Raw genomic sequence first — 16,528 nt, 5'->3', positions numbered from 1 at the left:
GCCCGGTGGCCGGGGCCGAACACGCCCGCCGCGCAGTTGACGCCCAGGACGCGCCGGGCGGAGCCGTTCACGATGATCAGGGGCGAGGCGGCGTTGGTGGTGCCCGAGTGGCCGTGGAGGTTGAAGACGGGGTCGCAGGCTGCCTCGACCGCCGCGATCACCACGGGCAAGTACTCGGACCTGCAGCCGGCCATGACGGCGTTCACAGCGATCTTCTCGACCGTCGCGCGGCCGTAGTTCGGCGCGACCTGACCGATCAGCTCGTGGCGGTCGAGCCGGGTGGCGCTGAGCATCCGCTCCACCCGATCGCGGGTCGGCGGGACGACGGGGAGCCCGTCGCTGACGCCCTTGTCGAACCAGAGCTCGAGCTCGTCGGCGTGCATCTTCCCGCGCGTGAACGTACGCTGAAAGCGTCGGGCTGTCAACGCGTCGACCCCTCCTGGGGCGCGCGTCCAACCGCAACTTCGTCGGGCGGATGGGAGACCCGACGGCCCGCGTCTCCGTAGGAGCGTGTCGGAGCAATGCCCTTCGAGCGCGGGCTTCGCCCGCGCAATTGACTCGGGCCTCGCCTCGTGGCTCTCCTCGCCTGCGGCTCGTCGGGAGCCCCTCGGCTCGAACTGCCATTCCTGGGGGAGGTTTCGGAGGGGGCCGTCGAGGCCCCCTCCGATTGTCCTGGCCAACCCCGCTGTGGCCGCTGCCAGTGCCATCAAAGGTGCCATTGCGTCACCGGAGGAAGTCGCCGGCTGAGGTCGTTCAAATGGTGGGCTGACGAATCCTGAGGCTGACCGACGCCGGGGGGAGCTTGAAGTCGCACTCGCGCGACCTCCAATGCCTGATAACCGGTTAAAAAAGTTAGTTTTTTCTCGAGACCCGTTCGGGCTCCGCCGCTGGTCCCGCCGGGCCCAAGCTCTCCCGGCGGGGCGTAATCCCTTGAAACCAATGGTTTCTATTGAGGGGTGGCATGGCTCGTGCTAGATTTGAGGCAATCCACACCCGCAGGGGGAAAGCATGCTCTTCAACGCCTTGGCCGGTATCTTCTCCAACGACCTCGCCATCGATCTCGGCACAGCCAACACACTGGTCTATGTGCGCGGCGAGGGCATCGTCCTCAACGAGCCTTCGATCGTCGCCATTCACCAGGCCGACACCTCCGTCCTGGCGGTTGGCCACGAGGCGAAGGCAATGCTGGGCCGCACTCCCGGGAACATCCTGGCGATCCGCCCGCTCAAGGACGGCGTGATCGCCGACTTCGACGTCACCGAGAAGATGCTCCACTACTTCATCGCCAAGGTGCACCGCCGTCGCGCGCTGGTGCGCCCGCGGATCGTCATCGGCGTTCCCTCCGGCATCACCCAGGTGGAAAAGCGGGCCGTGCGCGACTCGGCCATGCAGGCCGGGGCGCGCGAGGTTCACCTGATCGAGGAGCCGATGGCCGCGGCCATCGGCGCGGGGCTTCCGATCCAGGATCCGGCCGGTAACATGATCGTGGACATCGGGGGCGGGACCACCGAGGTGGCGGTGATCTCCCTCTCGGGAATCGTCTACTGCAAGTCGGTCAGGATCGCCGGCGATGAGATGGACGAGTCCATCGTCCAGTACATCAAGAAGCACTACAACCTCCTGGTGGGCGAGCGGCGTGCGGAGGAGATCAAGATCAAGGTCGGGTCGGCCTTCCCCACGACCGGCGAGCGCCTGACCATGGAGGTGAAGGGTCGCGACCTGATCGACGGGATCCCCAAGACCATCGTGATCACCGACGAGGAGGTACGCGAGGCGCTCCGGGAGCCCGTCCTGACCATCGTGGAGGCGATCCGCACCTGTCTCGAGCGGACGCCCCCCGAGCTGGCCGCGGACATCGTGGACAAGGGGATCGTGCTCACGGGAGGCGGGGCCCTGCTCAAGGGCCTGGACACGCTCCTGCGCCAGGAGACCAACCTCCCGGTGACCGTGGGCGATGACCCCCTCTCCTGCGTGGTCCTGGGGACCAGCAAGGTTCTCGACGAACTGGGCCTCCTGAGGAAGGTGGCGATCCCCGCCTAGGGAACCCGGAGGGGGGCTACGCCCCCCTTCCGGACCTCCCCCCAGGGTGGGTTGCGCCGGCGGAGCCGGCGCTCGAACGCGCTTACTAGCAGCGCGGGCCCGCGTGAGCGGGGCGCTCGCCACGAGAGAGGGCAGCCAGTGCCGTATCGCAAGTACGTGCTCTTGGTCTCGGTGCTGGTCGTTTCCCTTCTGCTCCTCACGCTCCAGATCCCGGGCCAGGCGGCGTGGGGCCCGGGCGAGTTCGTTTCCTGGTTTACGATCCCGGCTCAGGTCCTCGTCACCAAAGCTCACCGCTCAGCCCTCGGGCTCTGGTCCACCTACCGGAGTTGGCAGGAGCTGAGGGCGGAGAATCGCGCGCTCCATACCGAGGCGGAGCGCCTGCGCGTCGAGTCGCTCCAGGCGGCGGAGATCCGCGAGGAGAATTCCCGCCTGCGCCGTCTCCTCGCCCTCAAGGAGCGGCTTCCCCTCGAGACCCTCTCCGGTGAGGTCATCGGGAAGGAGTGGGGTGGCTGGGTCCGCTCTCTCACGGTGAACCGCGGCCGGAATGACGGCGTCGGACGCCTGACGGCGGTGATCGTGCCCGGGGGCCTCGTCGGGCGCGTCGTGACGGTTCGGGCGAACGCGGCCGTCATCCAGCTCCTGAATGATCCCGCCTCGAGCGTGGGCGCCGTCGTCCAGCGGACGCGCGCCCAGGGCTTGGTGGAGGGAGCGCCCGGAGGCGGGGTCCGCTTCAAGTTTCTCGCGCGCGCGAGCGCGGGCGTCCAGGTGGGAGACCTAATCGTGACCTCGGGCGTCGGCGGGCTGTTCCCGCGAGGGCTCCCCGTCGGACGGGTGAGTGCAGTGGAGGACCGCGTCTCGGGCCTGTTCGGCTACGCGGGGCTCGCGCCGGTCGTGGACTTCTCCCGCGTCGAAGAGGTTCTCCTCCTCGTGAGCCAGTCGGCGGCGGATCTGGGCGCCCACTTCGCCTCGAGATAGCGTATGCGGCTGACGCTCGCCCTCATGATCTTCGGCGGCGGGATCGCTCAGTCCAGCCTCGCCCCGGTGCTCCAGGTCGGCCCCGTGACGCCCGACATCCCGCTGATCCTCACGGCCTTTCTCGGCCTCCGTAAGGGGCCGGAGGTGGGCTGCCTCTCGGGCTTTGCGACGGGCCTGATCCAGGACGTGGCGAGCGGGACCTTCGTGGGCGCTCAGGCGCTGACCAAGGCGCTCGCGGGTTTCGGCGTCGGCCTCCTCCGCGGCTGGTTCTCGGTCGAGAACCCCGTCGTCCAGGTCGCCGGCCTCGTCCTGCTCACGCTGGCCGAGGGCATCCTTCGCTTCGCGCTCCTCCAGCTCTTTCACTTCCCCGCCGAGTTCGCGGAGATGATGCTCTACGTCATCCTCCCCCAGGCGCTCTACAACGGCTTCATCGGGTCGGCCGTGACGCTGGCCCTCGACTGGGCCCGGGCCCGCCGGAGCCTCTGACCGTGGGGCGGGATGCCTGGCGCCGCCGGCTGATCGTCATGACGGCGGCGACCGCGGCCGGGTTCGTCGTCCTGCTCGGCCAGCTCTGGTACCTCCAGGTCCTCGAGGGCGGCTACTTCCGCGAGCTCTCCGAGAAGAACCGGATCCGCCTCCGCCCCGCCGCGGCCCCGCGCGGGATCCTCCTGGACCGGAACGGGATTCCCCTCGTCGATAACCGTCCCGCCTTCACGCTCTCGCTGATCGCCAGCGAGATGGAGAACCGCCAGACCGTCCTCGCGCGCCTGGCCGCGCTCCTCAGGATCCCCTACTCGGAGCTCGCCGAGGCCGTCGAGCGCGTCCCGCCGGACTCGTTCATGCCGGTGCGCGTGCGCCGCGGCCTCACGCTCGAGGAGGTCACGCGCGTGGAGGAGTGGCGGCTCGAGCTTCCGGGCGTCGTCGTCGAGGTCGAGCCGCAACGCGCCTACCCCACGAGCCGCTTCGCCGCGCATCTTCTGGGTTACGTCCGCGAGGTGAGCGACGAGCAGCTCCGCCAGGGCCGCTACCGGCGCGGGGACATGGCGGGGCAGAGCGGGCTCGAGCGGCTCCTGGACGAATACCTCAGGGGTCGCGACGGCGGCGAGCGGATCGAGGTGGATGCCCTCGGCCGTCCCGTGCAAGTGCTCAGGCGCCAGGAGCCGGTGCCGGGAGCCCACGTGGTCACGACGGTGGATCGCAGGATCCAGGAGGTCCTCGAGCGGGCGATGGGCGACCGCGCGGGCGCGGCGGTCGTGATGGATCCGCGGACCGGCGACATCCTCGCGATGACCTCGGGCCCGGCCTTCGACCTCGATCAGTTCACGGGCCCTCTCGGGCGGGAAGCCTGGCTCCGCCTCGTGCGGGATCCTCAGGCGCCCCTCCTGAACCGCGCCTTCCAGGGCCAGTACGCTCCGGGCTCGCTCTTCAAGGTGGTCGTGACAGCGGCGGGGCTCCAGGAGGGGAGCCTCACGCCCATGGATCGCGTCTACTGCAACGGCGAGTTCCACCTGGGGGACCGCGTCTTCAAGGACTGGAAGGAAGGCGGTCACGGCTGGGTGGACCTCCACCGGGGGCTCGTCCAGTCGTGCAACATCTTCTTCTACCACGCAGGCCTCAAAGTGGGGATGGAGGCGATCACCCGCTATGCGCGGGCCTTCGGCCTGGGAGGGCTGACGGGGATCGTGCTCCCCGGGGAGAAACCGGGCATGGTCCCGTTCCTCGACCTGAGGCGCGGCCGTCGAAGCCGCGCCGCTCAGTCGGGCGACCTGGTGAACCTCTCCATCGGCCAGGGCCAGCTCCTGGTGACCCCGCTCCAGGTGGCGCGCATGATGGCGGCGGTGGCGAACGGCGGGATCCTCTGGAAGCCGCGCGTGGTCCAGCGGGTCGAGCGCGCCGACGGCCGGCTCCTCCACACCGAGGCGAACGAGATGAACGGCTACGTCGAGCTCGCGCCGGTCGTCTGGGAGTTCCTGCGCTTCGCGCTCTGGGGCGTCGTGAACGAAGGCGGCACCGGCGCCGCGGCGCGGCTTCCCGGCGTCGAGATCGCGGGGAAGACCGGGACGGCCCAGACCACGGCCAGGAGCGAGACCGGGCGCGGCCCCGATCATGCCTGGTTCGCCGCCTACGCGCCAGCGGGCGACCCGCAGGTCGTCGTCGCGCTCGTCGTGGAGCGGGGCGGCATGGGCGGGCGGGTGGCGGCGCCGATCGCCCGCAAGATCTTCCAGGGGATCTTCATGGAGAAGGTCGCGATGGCGGGAGCGAGCAGCTGATGCTCAGGATCGACCGCCGGCTCGTGCAGAACGTGGACTGGCTCCTGCTGGCCTCGGCGCTCCTGGTGGTCGCCGTGGGGCTCATGACGCTCGCGAACCTCCCGCCCGGGCGCGGCGGCAGCGGGATCGTCTGGCGCCAGCTCGCCTGGGTCGGGGTGGGTCTGATCGCCCTCACGGTCGTGGCGAGCTGGGACTACCGGAGCCTCGTGCGCGTCGCGCCGGGGTTCTACGTCCTCGGCATCGGGCTCCTCGTCACGGTCCTCGCTCTGGGTCGCACGGTATCGGGAGCGCGCCGGTGGCTGCCGCTGGGGCCGGTCTCGCTCCAGCCCGCCGAGGTCTTCAAGCTGGTCTTCATCCTCGCGCTCGTCTGGGTCCTCGCCTCCCGCTGGGCCCAGCCGCCTGCGCGGGGGATGATCTGGCCCGCCCTCGGGCTCCTGGCCGTGCCGACGTTCCTGATCATCAAGCAGCCCGACCTCGGGAGCGCCGTGGTCCTGGTCCCGGTCCTCCTGGCGCTCCTGGCCGGCGCCGGCGTCAGGCTCCGCGAGCTCGGCGCGCTGACGCTCGCCGGTCTGGCGTGGGTGCCAGTGGGCTGGCTCGTCCTGAAGGACTACCAGCGGGACCGGATCCTGGTCTATCTCGACCCGGTGCGCGACCCGCTCGGGACCGCGTACAACATCATCCAGTCGAAGATCGCCATCGGCTCGGGCCAGCTCCTGGGCAAAGGAATCGCCGGCGCGACGCAGAGCCGCCTCGCGTTCCTCCCCGAGCGCCACACCGACTTCATCTTCGCCGTGTTCGCCGAGACGTGGGGCTTCGTCGGCTGCTTCGTCCTGATCGTCTGCTACGCGTGCCTCCTCTTCCGCGGCCTCGAGATCGCGGCTACCGCGCGCGACGCGCCGGGCCGGCTCCTCGCCCTCGGCGTGACCGCGCTCCTCGCGGCCCAGACGCTCATGAACCTGGGGATGGTCGTCGGCCTGATCCCCGTCGTGGGGATCCCGCTCCCGCTGATGAGCTACGGGGGATCGGCGATGGTGGTGGCGCTGTCAGCGATCGGGCTCCTGCTTTCGGTCCGTATGCGCCAGTTCGCCTGAGGGTGGGGATGAGGTACGCTGTGTCAAAGCTCGCGATGTCTTCGTCGAACCGGCTCAGAGCCTTTCGAGCGCCCACCCACGGCTGCGCCGTGGGTACCCGGCCGGCGCAACTCTCGGGGGGAGGTGTCGGAAGGGGGGCGGAGCCCCCCTCCGAGGTATGAAGCGAGTCGTCGTCAACGCCGGGGTCAGCGAGACCCGGATCGCGATCCAGGAGGGGAACCTCCTGACCGGCCTCTACGTGGAGCGCAGCCGCCAGCGCTCCATCGTGGGGAACGTCTACAAGGGGATCGTGACCAACGTCCTCCCCGGGATGCAGGCCGCGTTCGTGGACATCGCCCTCAGCAAGGACGCCTTCCTCTACGCGGGCGACTACACCGCGAACCTGGGCGACTACGAGCGGCTGATGCTCGCCGAGACCGAGGAAGAGGAGATCGAGGTCGAGGAGGTGGAGCGGCGGGAGGCTCCGGTCCCGATCGAAGACCTGCTCCGGAAAGGCCAGGAGGTCCTGGTTCAGGTCTCCAAGGAGTCGCTCGGGACCAAGGGCGCCCGCGTCACCTCGTTCATCTCGCTCCCCGGGCGGTATCTCGTCTACATGCCGCAGGCCCACCACATCGGCGTCTCCCGCAGGATCAGGGACGACCGCGAGCGCGACCGGCTCCGCCAGCTCGTGCGCGGGTTCCGGCCTCCGGCCGGCGGGTTCATCGTGCGCACGGTGGGTGAGGGCAAGGGGGAGGAGGAGTTCGCCTCCGACGTCCAGTTCCTGATCCGGCTGTGGGAGCAGGTCCAGGGCCGCTACGCCCACGCCGCCGCGCCGTCGGTCCTGCACGAAGAGATGGATCTCATCTTCCGCACCATCCGCGACCTCTTCTCGCCCGAGGTCGACGAGTTCCTGGTGGACACCCGCGTGGCCTACGAGAAGTGCCTCGAGTACACCTCCTCGCTGGTTCCCGCGCTGGTGTCCCGCGTCAAGCTCTACGAGGGCGCGGCGCCGGTCTTCGAGGCCACCGGGATCGAGAAGGAGATCGAGAAGGCGCTCCGCCGGCGCGTCTGGCTCAGGTCCGGCGGCTACATCGTCATCGACCAGACCGAGGCCCTGGTGTCGATCGACGTGAACACGGGCAAGTACGTCGGCAAGCGCGACTTCGAGCAGACGATCTTGAAGATTAACCTGGAGGCGGTGGGCGAGATCGTCCGCCAGATCAGGCTCCGCGACCTGGGCGGGATCATCATCATCGACTTCATCGACATGGAGCGGGAGGAGCACCGCCAGCAGGTGTACCGGGCGCTCAGGAAGGCGCTCGCGGAGGACAAGGCCCGCACCAACGTCCTCGAGATCTCCGAGCTGGGGCTCGTGGAGATGACCCGGAAGCGCGTCCGCCAGGACCTCCAGTCCCTCTTCTGCGCGCCGTGTCCCGCCTGCAAGGGGAGCGGGATGGTGAAGTCCGACCAGGCGCTGGCGGCCGAGATCTTCAGGAAGGTCCAGGCTGCCGCGGCCGAGCTGGTGGGGCAGGAGGTGCTGATCCGCGTCCATCCGGAACTGGCCCAGTACCTCGAGGCCGAGGAGCGCGACGCGATGGAGCAGCTCGAGGCATCGCTCCAGCGGAAGCTCTCGCTCCAGGCCGTCTCCTCACTCCACCGCGACGAGTACGAGATCACAGTCAGAGGGGGGCAGCCGCCCCTCTGAAGCCTTCCGGGGCGCGACCCGGCAGCGGCTGCCGGCGCCCAGGCGTTCCACCGCGAGGGAGGAATTCCCATGCTGGCCGATCTCCCGTTGCTCCCGACGAGCGTGGTGGGGAGCCACAGCCTGCCGTCCTGGCTCTTCCTGGTCCGGGAGGCGCTCCAGGCCGACCGCCTCGGACCCACCGATATTCGAGAAGCCTACGACGATGCGGTTCGCATCGCCATCAGCGACCAGGTGGAGGCGGGCCTCGACGTGATCTCCGACGGCGAAATGCGACGGGTCACCTTCATCCGCGGCTTCTACGAGCGGCTCACGGGGATCAAGCCCCTCCCGGTCCCGCGCCGGCTGGGCGTTCCGAGCTATGACAGCCACTGCCCCTACGAGGTCGTCGACAGGATCGACGCGCCCGAAGGCCTGGGGATCGTCGACGAATTCGCCTTCGCCCGCTCTCACGCGCCGCGCCCGCTGAAGATCGCCGTCCCCGGTCCGCTGACCCTCCTGATGCCTCTCCGGCGGGGTGGACCCTACAAAAGCGAAGAGAACCTGGTCGCCGACCTCGTCGCCATCGTGAACCGCGAGCTCACGGGCCTCGTCGCCGCCGGCGCCGAGTTCCTCCAGGTGGACGAGCCCAACTACGTGATGGGGGCGGGGAAGCACCGGATCGTCAAGGCCGGCCCGGCGCCGATGGTGGAGGCGCTGAACGCGGCGGTGGGCGGCGTGAGGGCCAAGCTCGCGCTCCACGTCTGCTTCGGTAACGCCCACAACAAGGCCTTCGCCGCGCCGCGGCGCTACCGCCCCCTCTTCCCCGGGATCCTGGCGGCCCGGGTGGATCAGTTCGTCTTCGAGTACGCCAACCGCGAGATGGCCGAGATCGAATGCTGGGGCGAGTTCCCCTCGGAGAAGGAGGTCGCGGCCGGCGTCATCGACGTCAAGGCCTTCAGGGTGGAGACTCCCGAGGAGGTCGCCGAGCGCCTGCGGCTCGCGCTCAAGTACATCGCGCCCGAACGCCTCTGGGTCGTGCCCGACTGCGGCCTCTGGGAGACGCCGCGCTGGGTCGGCGTCGCCAAGCTCCGCGCGATGGTGGAGGGGGCGCGGATCGTCCGCCAGGAGCTGGGGGCCAAGTGAGAGGGCCGTGGCGAAGCTTCCGCCCTCTCGCGTGAGCCCCGCCAGGGTTCTCGAGCAGCTCCGCCTCGCGGCCCGCAAGGGCGACCGCGCCGCGCTCGTCCTGGCCCTGGACCAGATGCGGACCCTGGCCTACTCGCCCCGCCACTGGGAGAAGTACCTCCGGCTCCTCGCCAACCCCCTGGCCCGGCTCGCCGACCTGCTGGTCATCAAGCAGGGCGAGAAGATCGCGCGGCAGAAGGGATGGGTGAAGCCGAAGCGGGCGGCGCGTCGCGGAGGCGCGAAGGGCAGGGCCGGCAAGGCCGCGCCGGCGCCGCCGCGGCCGCGAAGAAAGCGCCTCCCGTCCGACGACCTCCAGCCCTCCCTCTTCCCCGAGCTCTCCTAACTAATGGTTAGCCGTGACCGATCGGGTTGCGCCTGATGACAAAAGGCACACGTCCACGCTAGAATGTTGACGTGAAGCCGTTCCGGTGGAACCCGGACAAGAACGACAGCTTGAAGTCACAGCGCGGGATCTCTTTCGAAGAGATCGTTCTTGCAATTGAGGAAGACGGGCTCAGGGACGTTCTCGTTCACCCGAACCAGAGGCGGTATCCGGGGCAGGTCGTGCTCGTCGTGGCCTACCGTAACTACATATACCTTGTCCCTTCGGTCGAGGAGAGCACTCACTACTTCTTGAAGACCATTATTCCAAGCCGGAAAGCGACCCGAGATTACCTTGGGAGGAGGGAGCCTGATGAAGACGCTTGATCGCTACGAGCGGGGCATTCTTAGGGCGTATGAGAGAGGCACATTGGTCGCTGCGCGCCCGACGAAGGCGCAGCTTCGCGCACTCCGCGGCGCAGCACGCGCAACCTTCATCAAGAATCGGCGAGTGAATATCCGTCTTTCCACCGCTGACCTGATGGACATTCAAGCGCGAGCGTACGAAGAGGGGGTGCCTTACCAAACCCTGATCGCAAGCGTCCTGCACAAGTACGTATCGGGACGACTGCGCGAGACACGCTCACGTCTAACCACGCGCTCAACACGGACGCGCGCAAGAACCGCGCGCGCCGTTTAGCGCCAGCGTTGGACGGCGCAGAGCAGCATCTCGAGCGGAGCGGCCTCGATGCGGAAGGAATACGGTTTCTCGCGGCGGGTGCGACGCAATCCCTACGCCCCGCGGGTCGAGCGCAGCGCGGGAACTCGTGCCGTCGACAGGGCCGCCGAGGATGAGCCACCACTCACCCTGGCCCAGATGCGGGAGCTGGACCGGCGCGTGAAGGACCTGCACGACAGGACGCGGTATTTGCTCGTCAGCGCCTTCGGCCCAAGATTTGCTCTCTACTACAACGCGTCCCAGGACACGTATGGCATGAACGAGCCCGTCCACGCTACGCTCTTCAAGAGGCGGGCCGCCGCCCTCGCCATCAGGCGGATGCTCGGTGGCGGCGTGGAGATCGCCCGGTGCCGTGTCGACCGGCGCGGCCGGCTTGTGCTGAACTCGCTGGGGGCGCGGAGGTGGCGGCCGCCGCAGACGGCCACCAAGAGACGCCGACGATGACGTCTGGATGAGCTGTCCAAGAACGTCCAGCTCCTGTTGGGCTGGCACAAATTTGAGGTGGACGAGCGAGGCGGTGGGCCGAAGTTTCACAATGGCAGGACAGTTATCGGGCGCATTCCAATCTGGGGCAGCGGACGTAACCCTCCTTGTGTTGAAAACGACGAGAGGCAAGTTCGATCTTGACATCGACTGACTCTGCGCGAGCCCGAGCGAGCACACGACCGGTTTACGAAATGACGCAGGACTGGAGCGAGGACCTTGGGGCGGCGGACGAGAGTTCCTCAGCGAAGCTGCACGGGGCAATGGAACCACCCATATTCTGGCGTTCCTTCACGGCGCGTGTGACCTGACGCGCTGGCGGCTCGAAGGGTGACGGCCCTCACGCTAACTTCCGGCTACAGCAGACGCCTGGGAGCGGGTGCCGCTGAGCCGGCGCGGTAGCTGGATTCCTTGAGGATCGAGGCCTCGGGGCGGGTCACAGTAGATCGTGAAGCACGAAGACCGCGGAACAGGCAGTGTCCACAAAATCGAGGGAAGATGCCCGCTGGCTCGCACGCGCTCGTCACGTGGCGTGTATCGCGACTCAAGCCGGGGATCCGTCCAGAGTGAGCGACAGGGGTGACCTGGTCGGCCAGCCGCTCTCGCGGCGGGCGTGGCTGCGCTTGATGGCCGCGGCGGCGGCTGGCCTCGCGGGAAGCCGGGGGGCGCGCGCCCGGGCGGCGGCCGCGTTGCTCCAGCGTCCCGTTCCCTCCACCGGCGAGACCATCCCCGCCGTCGGCCTCGGGACCTGGCGCACCTTCGACGTCGACGCCGCGCCCGCCGAGCGCGAGCCGCTCCGGGAGGTCCTGCGACGTTTCGCCGCGCTGGGCGGCCGCGTCGTCGACTCGTCGCCGATGTACGGGGCGGCCGAGGCGGTCGTGGGCGACCTAGCGACGGACCTCGGACTCCACCCCTCGCTCTTCCTCGCCACCAAGGTCTGGACGACCGGGCGCGAGGCCGGCGTGGCCCAGATGGAGCGCTCGCTCCAGCGCCTCCGGACCCGGCGCCTCGACCTGATGCAGGTCCACAACCTGGTGGACTGGCAGATCCATCTCCGCACCCTGCGGGAGTGGAAGCAGGCCGGCCGCATCCGCTACCTCGGCGTCACCCACTACACGGCCGGCGCCTACGGCGAGCTGGAGCGGGTGATGCGGAGCGAGCCGCTCGACTTCGTGCAGCTCAACTACTCGCTCGGCGAGCGGGAGGCCGAGCGCCGCCTCCTGCCCCTGGCCCACGACCGCGGCATCGCGGTGCTGGTCAACCGCCCTTTCGCCGAGGGCGGCCTGTTCGGGCGCGTGCGCGGGCAGCCGCTGCCGCCCTGGGCTGCCGACTTCGACTGCGAGAGCTGGGCTCAGTTCTTCCTGAAATGGATCCTCGCCCACCCGGCCGTCACCTGCGTGATCCCCGCCACGCGCCAGCCCGCGCACCTGGCGGACAACATGCGGGCGGGCCAGGGGGCGACGCCGGACGCCGCCACGCGGGAGCGGATGGCCGCCCTCGTCGCCCGCTGACTCGGGTGCGCGTGCTCGCGGCGGAGGGCATTCCCTGGCCGTTGGCGATGATCGGGGAGTACCTGAAGTGAAGATACACCTCGGGTTTTGCGCGCTGCTGGCGGTCGTTCCGACCGCGGTGTTCGCGCTCGGGCAAGCGGACCCGCCGGGCGTGATATGGGGCGAGAAGATCGAAGTCGCCGCGGGCGGCGGATACCGGGGGCCCTGGCGCATGAACGAGTCGGAGTATGACTACGTCGACGACCCCACCGTGGCCATCAACGAGCAGGGCTTCGTCGCCGTCGCCTGGGCCGATCAGTCCCGGAAGGATATCTTTGTCCAGGTGTACGCGCCTGACCGGCGACAGCGGCTTGAGGAACCGGTCAACATCTCCAGGAGCCCGCGGGTCTTCTCCTGGCTTCCCCGAATGCTCATCACCTCCACCGACCCGATCGAGGTGTATCTCCTCTGGCAGGAGATCGTCTTTTCCGGGGGCTCGCACGGCGGGGACATCTTTTTCGCGCGGTCGACCGATGGCGGAAAGACCTTCAGCAATCCGCTCAACCTCTCGAACGACATCGCCGGGTCCGGCAAAGGGCGCCTCACCCGGCGCTACTGGCACAACGGGAGCCTGGACCTCGCCATCGGCCCCGAAGGCCATCTCTACGCCGCCTGGACGGAGTACGAAGGGACCCTGTGGGTCAGCCGTTCCACCGATCGGGGCGGCCGCTTCTCCCGCCCGTTGCGGGTTGCCGGCTGGGGCGACGCGAAGCCCGCGCGCGGGCCCTCCCTGGCCGTCGACGCCCCGGGCGATGTCTATCTCGCCTGGACCGTCGGGGAAGACAGGGCCGCGAGCATCCGCGTCGCCAGGTCGACCGACCGGGCCCGGTCGTTCGGCCAGCCGCGGGTCGTCGAAAGCGACGGGCATTCCGACGCGCCGAAGATCGCGACGGACGGCAAGGGAACCGTTCATGTCGTGTACGCGGAAAGTCCGGCCGGTCCCTTCGAGCGCTATCGCATCCGTTACACCCGGTCGCTCGATCGGGGGCGCACCTTCGCGGCGCCGAAGGAGCTTTCGAGCCTGCACACGGAGAAGTTCGCGAGCGTCAATTTTCCGGCGCTGAGCGTGGATGGCCGAGACAACCTGTACGTCCTCTGGGAGCTCTTCCCCAGCCGAGGGACCTATTCGCAGGGACTCGGGTTCACCTCTTCCCGCGACGCCGGCCGGACGTTCGCGCCGCCGATGGTCATCCCGGGCAGCGTCGATCCGGCGCTCGGCTTCAACGGCAGCCAGCAGGGCCTGTTCATGCGAAAGCTCGCCGTCAACGGAGCGGGGGCGATCGCCGTCGTCAACAGCACCTTCAAGCCGAACGAGAAGAGCCGCGTCCGGCTCTTCCGCGGGCAGGCCGCCGGGCGCTAAACGCAAGGGGAGGGTGATGGGCCGCGGACATCTCGGGTCGGTTCTTCTGCTCGTCCTCCTCGCCGGCGCGGCCGGATCGCTGCCGAACGTGGCGCTCGGACAGAGCGCCACGGGAGGCGGGAGCGATCAGATGGTGCGCATTCCGGGCGGCTTGTACACGATCGGGACCGCCGACGGCCTTCCGGATGAGCGGCCGGCCCACCGGATGGCGCTCGAGCCGTTCTGGATCGACCGCTATGAGGCGACCAACGCCGAGTTCGCCAGGTTCCTGGCGGCCGTGCTCGCCGACCCGTCCCGGGACATCCGGCTCGTCGGCAGCGCGGCCCCCGGCACCGCCGATGCGCGGGTCATCCGGGGCGCCGACGCGGTGCTCCTGATGGAGGACACGCGGGCTCACGACCGTCGGACGCTGGTCGCCCTGAACGACGCGGAGTCGAGGATCGGCATCCGAGATGGCCGCCTCGTCGTCCAGCCAGGTTTCGAGCAGCACCCGGTCAACGAGGTGACGTGGTACGGGGCTCGGGCGTTCTGTGCCTGGCGGGGAGCGCGGCTGCCCACCGAGGCGGAGTGGGAGGCCGCAGCCCGCGGCCGGGACGGCCGAGTCTATCCGTGGGGCAATGCGCCGCCGACTCCGGAGCGGGCAGTCTTCGCGCGGCGCTCGAACGAGACGGAGCCGGTCGGCAGCCGCCCGGCGGGGGCGACGCCGGAGGGCGTCCATGACCTCGCGGGCAACGTCGCCGAGTGGACGAGCACGCTCTACCGGCCCTACCCGTACCGCCCCGACGACGGACGGGAGGATCCCGATGCCCGGGGCGAGCGCGTGACCCGGGGCGGCGACCACGTCTTCGACTCCACACCGGAGAAGCTCCGCGCCGCGTTCCGCGCCGGATTCTCCCGCGCGGTCGCCGTCGGCCACCGCCACATCGGCTTCCGCTGCGCGAGATGACCGTTCGCCGGTCGGGCTTAGAGGGATTCGGGAGAAGACCGTGGAATGGCGGGAACTGATCGTCGATGGCTATGACCGATTGCCTGACCTCATCGAGGAGGTGCTGGCCGGTCTGCGCATGGCCGACCTCGACCGGCAGCCGCACCGCGAGTGCAACAGCCTCGGCTGGACGGTCTGGCACCTGACGCGCGTCCAGGACAGCCAGATCGCTGACCTCATGGGGGCCGAGCAACTCTGGATCAAGAACGGCTGGCATACGAAGTTCAAGCGCCCTGCCGACCCGGACGACACCGGATACGGAGACACTCCGGAGCAGGTGAGGGCCTTCAGGTCTCCCAGCGCCAGGGTCCAGCTCGATTACTTGCGGGCGGTCGTCGAGCGGACCAAGCAGTATCTGGCGTCCCTGACCCCTTCCGATCTCGACCGCGAGCTAGAAGAGCCCTGGCAGCAGCCGCTGCCGACCGTCGGCGTTCGAATCGTCAGCGTCCTGGCGGACGCGCATCAGCACGCCGGCGAGGCCTCGTACATCCGCGGCCTGCTCAAAGCCAGGGGGAAACGGGCGCGGCCCCGGACGGCCCGGAGTCAGCGCCCTGGCGTCACAACGGCGTAGCGGGCGGCTCTCGCGGCCCCGGCCTGGGCTACGTCGTGGGTCATAAGCCGGTGCACCCCGAGTTCTTCCATCGCGGCCAGATGGAGTCGGTCCAGGGTCCGCGCGTGGGGCCGCTCCCGCTCACGGTGCTGACGGAGCGCAGTCGAGAAGACACGACCCGGCAACTGGCGAACCTCGAATGGCTCGCGCTGTCCCAGGTTGCGCAGCCGTGCGGTGAGCCGGCGATACTGGGTCCTGGTCACGGCACCACCGAGCCAGGCGGCACGCAGCTGGACTTCGGCCTCCAACTCCGCCAGGGTAGAAAGCACGACGAGCTCCTCGCCGGCCACTGCCGCCTGGACAGCCCCGCTCTCCGGCTCCGGCAGAAGGATCTTCAGCAATGAGCTGGTATCGATGTAGACCAGGGGCGCTAGCCGATCGGCGTTCGGTCAGCCCGGGCTTGGGCAAGCGCTCGATCCACCCACCGGAGGACCTTCCGCTTGCCGAAGACGCGTGTCTGCCAGGCCCTGTGCTCCGCAAGATCGAACCGCCTGCGCCGACGCCTTTCCGGCGCGATCCGGACGAGCTTCGCCACGGGCTTGCCGTCGCGGGTAACGAGGAGCTCATTCTCCACCTGTAGCAGGGCTTCCGCCTGGGGCCAGCGCTGGCGCACGTCGCGAACCGTGATAGTCTTCATACGCATGAGATTAGCATGTTTCACAGCGATTGACGACGATGCGCTCGATAGGGGACCACGAGAGTCTCTTTAAGGCTGACCCCGGATGTCACCCCTTCGATCTGCCCAGCGTCTATCGCCTCGAACAGCGGGTCAAGAAGGGGAATGAATCGCGGATGTTCTTCGATGTAGTAGATGAAGACCGGGGTGTCGAGGCCAACCGGCCCGGGAGCGAGGTCCTCGATCAGGCCCACGGTCGCTCCCAGGAGCGCCGCTCGTGCTCTATGTATTCAGGCGGGTTTATCCCCGCCCACAGCTTCTTGCCGAGACCACGCAGCTCGAGGATGGAGACGCGTTCCTGCTCCTCGATGGCGCGGCGCAGGATGTGGATGACCTCCTGGGCGACAGACCGATGCTCGCGCTTGGCGCGAGCCCGCAGCTTGCGGCACAGGGAATCCGGAACGTTCTTGATGCTCAGCGTAGCCACGCCTTACGTCCAATCTGCCGACGCTTACCGACGCTCTCGGCCTGATCCCTGACGCCTCGGTGAGCCGGGTCGAGTTTGCGACCGCGGTCGCCCCCTGGCCGCCCGGTACGGGGCCGGCCGTTCCCGCGCCTCGGCCGCCCGGTAGGCGTCGAGGCT

19 protein-coding genes are annotated in these 16,528 nt (G+C 69.0%); 14 read left to right on the top strand and 5 right to left on the bottom strand.

Annotation, left to right across the window (positions count from 1 at the left end):
• The coding region (locus HY726_22255; protein MBI4611720.1) for a hypothetical protein at nt 1-425 on the bottom strand (425 nt) is incomplete at its 3' end.
• A gap of 583 nt (nt 426-1,008) precedes the next feature.
• Here HY726_22255 and HY726_22250 point away from each other — a divergent pair.
• From HY726_22250 to HY726_22185, 14 genes are all read left to right on the top strand, one after another.
• Nucleotides 1,009-2,040 carry a rod shape-determining protein gene (locus HY726_22250; GenBank protein MBI4611719.1) on the top strand — a complete coding sequence of 344 codons (1,032 nt, stop codon included), beginning with the start codon at nt 1,009-1,011 and terminating at the stop codon, nt 2,038-2,040.
• Between the two features lie 138 nt (nt 2,041-2,178).
• On the top strand, nt 2,179-3,015 hold the full coding sequence (gene mreC / locus HY726_22245) for a rod shape-determining protein MreC (GenBank protein MBI4611718.1): 837 nt from the start codon (nt 2,179-2,181) through the stop codon (nt 3,013-3,015).
• A gap of 3 nt (nt 3,016-3,018) precedes the next feature.
• Entirely contained in the window at nt 3,019-3,501 is a 483-nt protein-coding gene (mreD, locus tag HY726_22240) for a rod shape-determining protein MreD (protein MBI4611717.1), read from the top strand.
• 2 nt (nt 3,502-3,503) lie between these two features.
• Entirely contained in the window at nt 3,504-5,285 is a 1,782-nt protein-coding gene (mrdA, locus tag HY726_22235; protein MBI4611716.1) for a penicillin-binding protein 2, read from the top strand.
• Nucleotides 5,285-6,376, top strand: coding sequence for a rod shape-determining protein RodA (gene rodA, locus HY726_22230; GenBank protein MBI4611715.1), 1,092 nt, complete (start codon nt 5,285-5,287; stop codon nt 6,374-6,376). The genes mrdA and rodA overlap by 1 nt, the downstream gene beginning before the upstream one ends.
• Nucleotides 6,377-6,533: 157 nt before the next feature.
• Nucleotides 6,534-8,060, top strand: coding sequence for an Rne/Rng family ribonuclease (locus tag HY726_22225; GenBank protein ID MBI4611714.1), 1,527 nt, complete (start codon nt 6,534-6,536; stop codon nt 8,058-8,060).
• 69 nt (nt 8,061-8,129) lie between these two features.
• The gene (locus tag HY726_22220; protein MBI4611713.1) at nt 8,130-9,182 is read left to right on the top strand and encodes a cobalamin-independent methionine synthase II family protein; all 1,053 of its coding nucleotides are present in this window, start codon (nt 8,130-8,132) and stop codon (nt 9,180-9,182) included.
• A 7-nt stretch (nt 9,183-9,189) separates the two neighbouring features.
• A complete protein-coding gene (locus HY726_22215; protein MBI4611712.1) occupies nt 9,190-9,564 on the top strand; it encodes a hypothetical protein in 375 nt (124 codons plus the stop codon).
• Nucleotides 9,565-9,635: 71 nt separating this feature from the next.
• Nucleotides 9,636-9,929, top strand: a complete 294-nt coding sequence (locus tag HY726_22210; protein ID MBI4611711.1) for a toxin — start codon at nt 9,636-9,638, stop codon at nt 9,927-9,929.
• A 361-nt stretch (nt 9,930-10,290) separates the two neighbouring features.
• Nucleotides 10,291-10,725 (top strand): hypothetical protein, encoded by a 435-nt coding sequence (locus HY726_22205; GenBank protein ID MBI4611710.1) that lies wholly within the window; start codon nt 10,291-10,293, stop codon nt 10,723-10,725.
• A 665-nt stretch (nt 10,726-11,390) separates the two neighbouring features.
• A complete protein-coding gene (locus tag HY726_22200; GenBank protein ID MBI4611709.1) occupies nt 11,391-12,275 on the top strand; it encodes an aldo/keto reductase in 885 nt (294 codons plus the stop codon).
• Nucleotides 12,276-12,342: 67 nt separating this feature from the next.
• On the top strand, nt 12,343-13,674 hold the full coding sequence (locus tag HY726_22195; protein MBI4611708.1) for an exo-alpha-sialidase: 1,332 nt from the start codon (nt 12,343-12,345) through the stop codon (nt 13,672-13,674).
• A gap of 16 nt (nt 13,675-13,690) precedes the next feature.
• Nucleotides 13,691-14,620 (top strand): SUMF1/EgtB/PvdO family nonheme iron enzyme, encoded by a 930-nt coding sequence (locus HY726_22190; GenBank protein MBI4611707.1) that lies wholly within the window; start codon nt 13,691-13,693, stop codon nt 14,618-14,620.
• 40 nt (nt 14,621-14,660) lie between these two features.
• Nucleotides 14,661-15,230 (top strand): DinB family protein, encoded by a 570-nt coding sequence (locus HY726_22185; protein ID MBI4611706.1) that lies wholly within the window; start codon nt 14,661-14,663, stop codon nt 15,228-15,230.
• Here the strand turns inward: HY726_22185 and HY726_22180 are convergent.
• The 4 genes from HY726_22180 to HY726_22165 are packed head-to-tail and all read right to left on the bottom strand — an operon-like array spanning nt 15,203 to nt 16,372.
• Nucleotides 15,203-15,610, bottom strand: a complete 408-nt coding sequence (locus tag HY726_22180; GenBank protein MBI4611705.1) for a hypothetical protein — start codon at nt 15,608-15,610, stop codon at nt 15,203-15,205. The two genes, HY726_22185 and HY726_22180, sit on opposite strands and share 28 nt — an antisense overlap.
• Before the next feature lie 29 nt (nt 15,611-15,639).
• Nucleotides 15,640-15,906 (bottom strand): hypothetical protein, encoded by a 267-nt coding sequence (locus tag HY726_22175; GenBank protein ID MBI4611704.1) that lies wholly within the window; start codon nt 15,904-15,906, stop codon nt 15,640-15,642.
• A gap of 20 nt (nt 15,907-15,926) precedes the next feature.
• A complete protein-coding gene (locus HY726_22170) occupies nt 15,927-16,139 on the bottom strand; it encodes a hypothetical protein (GenBank protein ID MBI4611703.1) in 213 nt (70 codons plus the stop codon).
• Nucleotides 16,130-16,372, bottom strand: a complete 243-nt coding sequence (locus tag HY726_22165; GenBank protein ID MBI4611702.1) for a plasmid stabilization protein — start codon at nt 16,370-16,372, stop codon at nt 16,130-16,132. Before HY726_22165 ends, HY726_22170 begins: the two co-directional genes overlap by 10 nt.
• Between the last annotated feature and the right edge of the window lie 156 nt (nt 16,373-16,528).

This window comes from Candidatus Rokuibacteriota bacterium (assembly GCA_016209385.1).
Lineage (GTDB): Bacteria > Methylomirabilota > Methylomirabilia > Rokubacteriales > CSP1-6 > JACQWB01.
The sequence above is the reverse complement of the archived record's forward strand: the minus strand, read 5'-3'. Positions and strand labels throughout refer to the sequence as shown.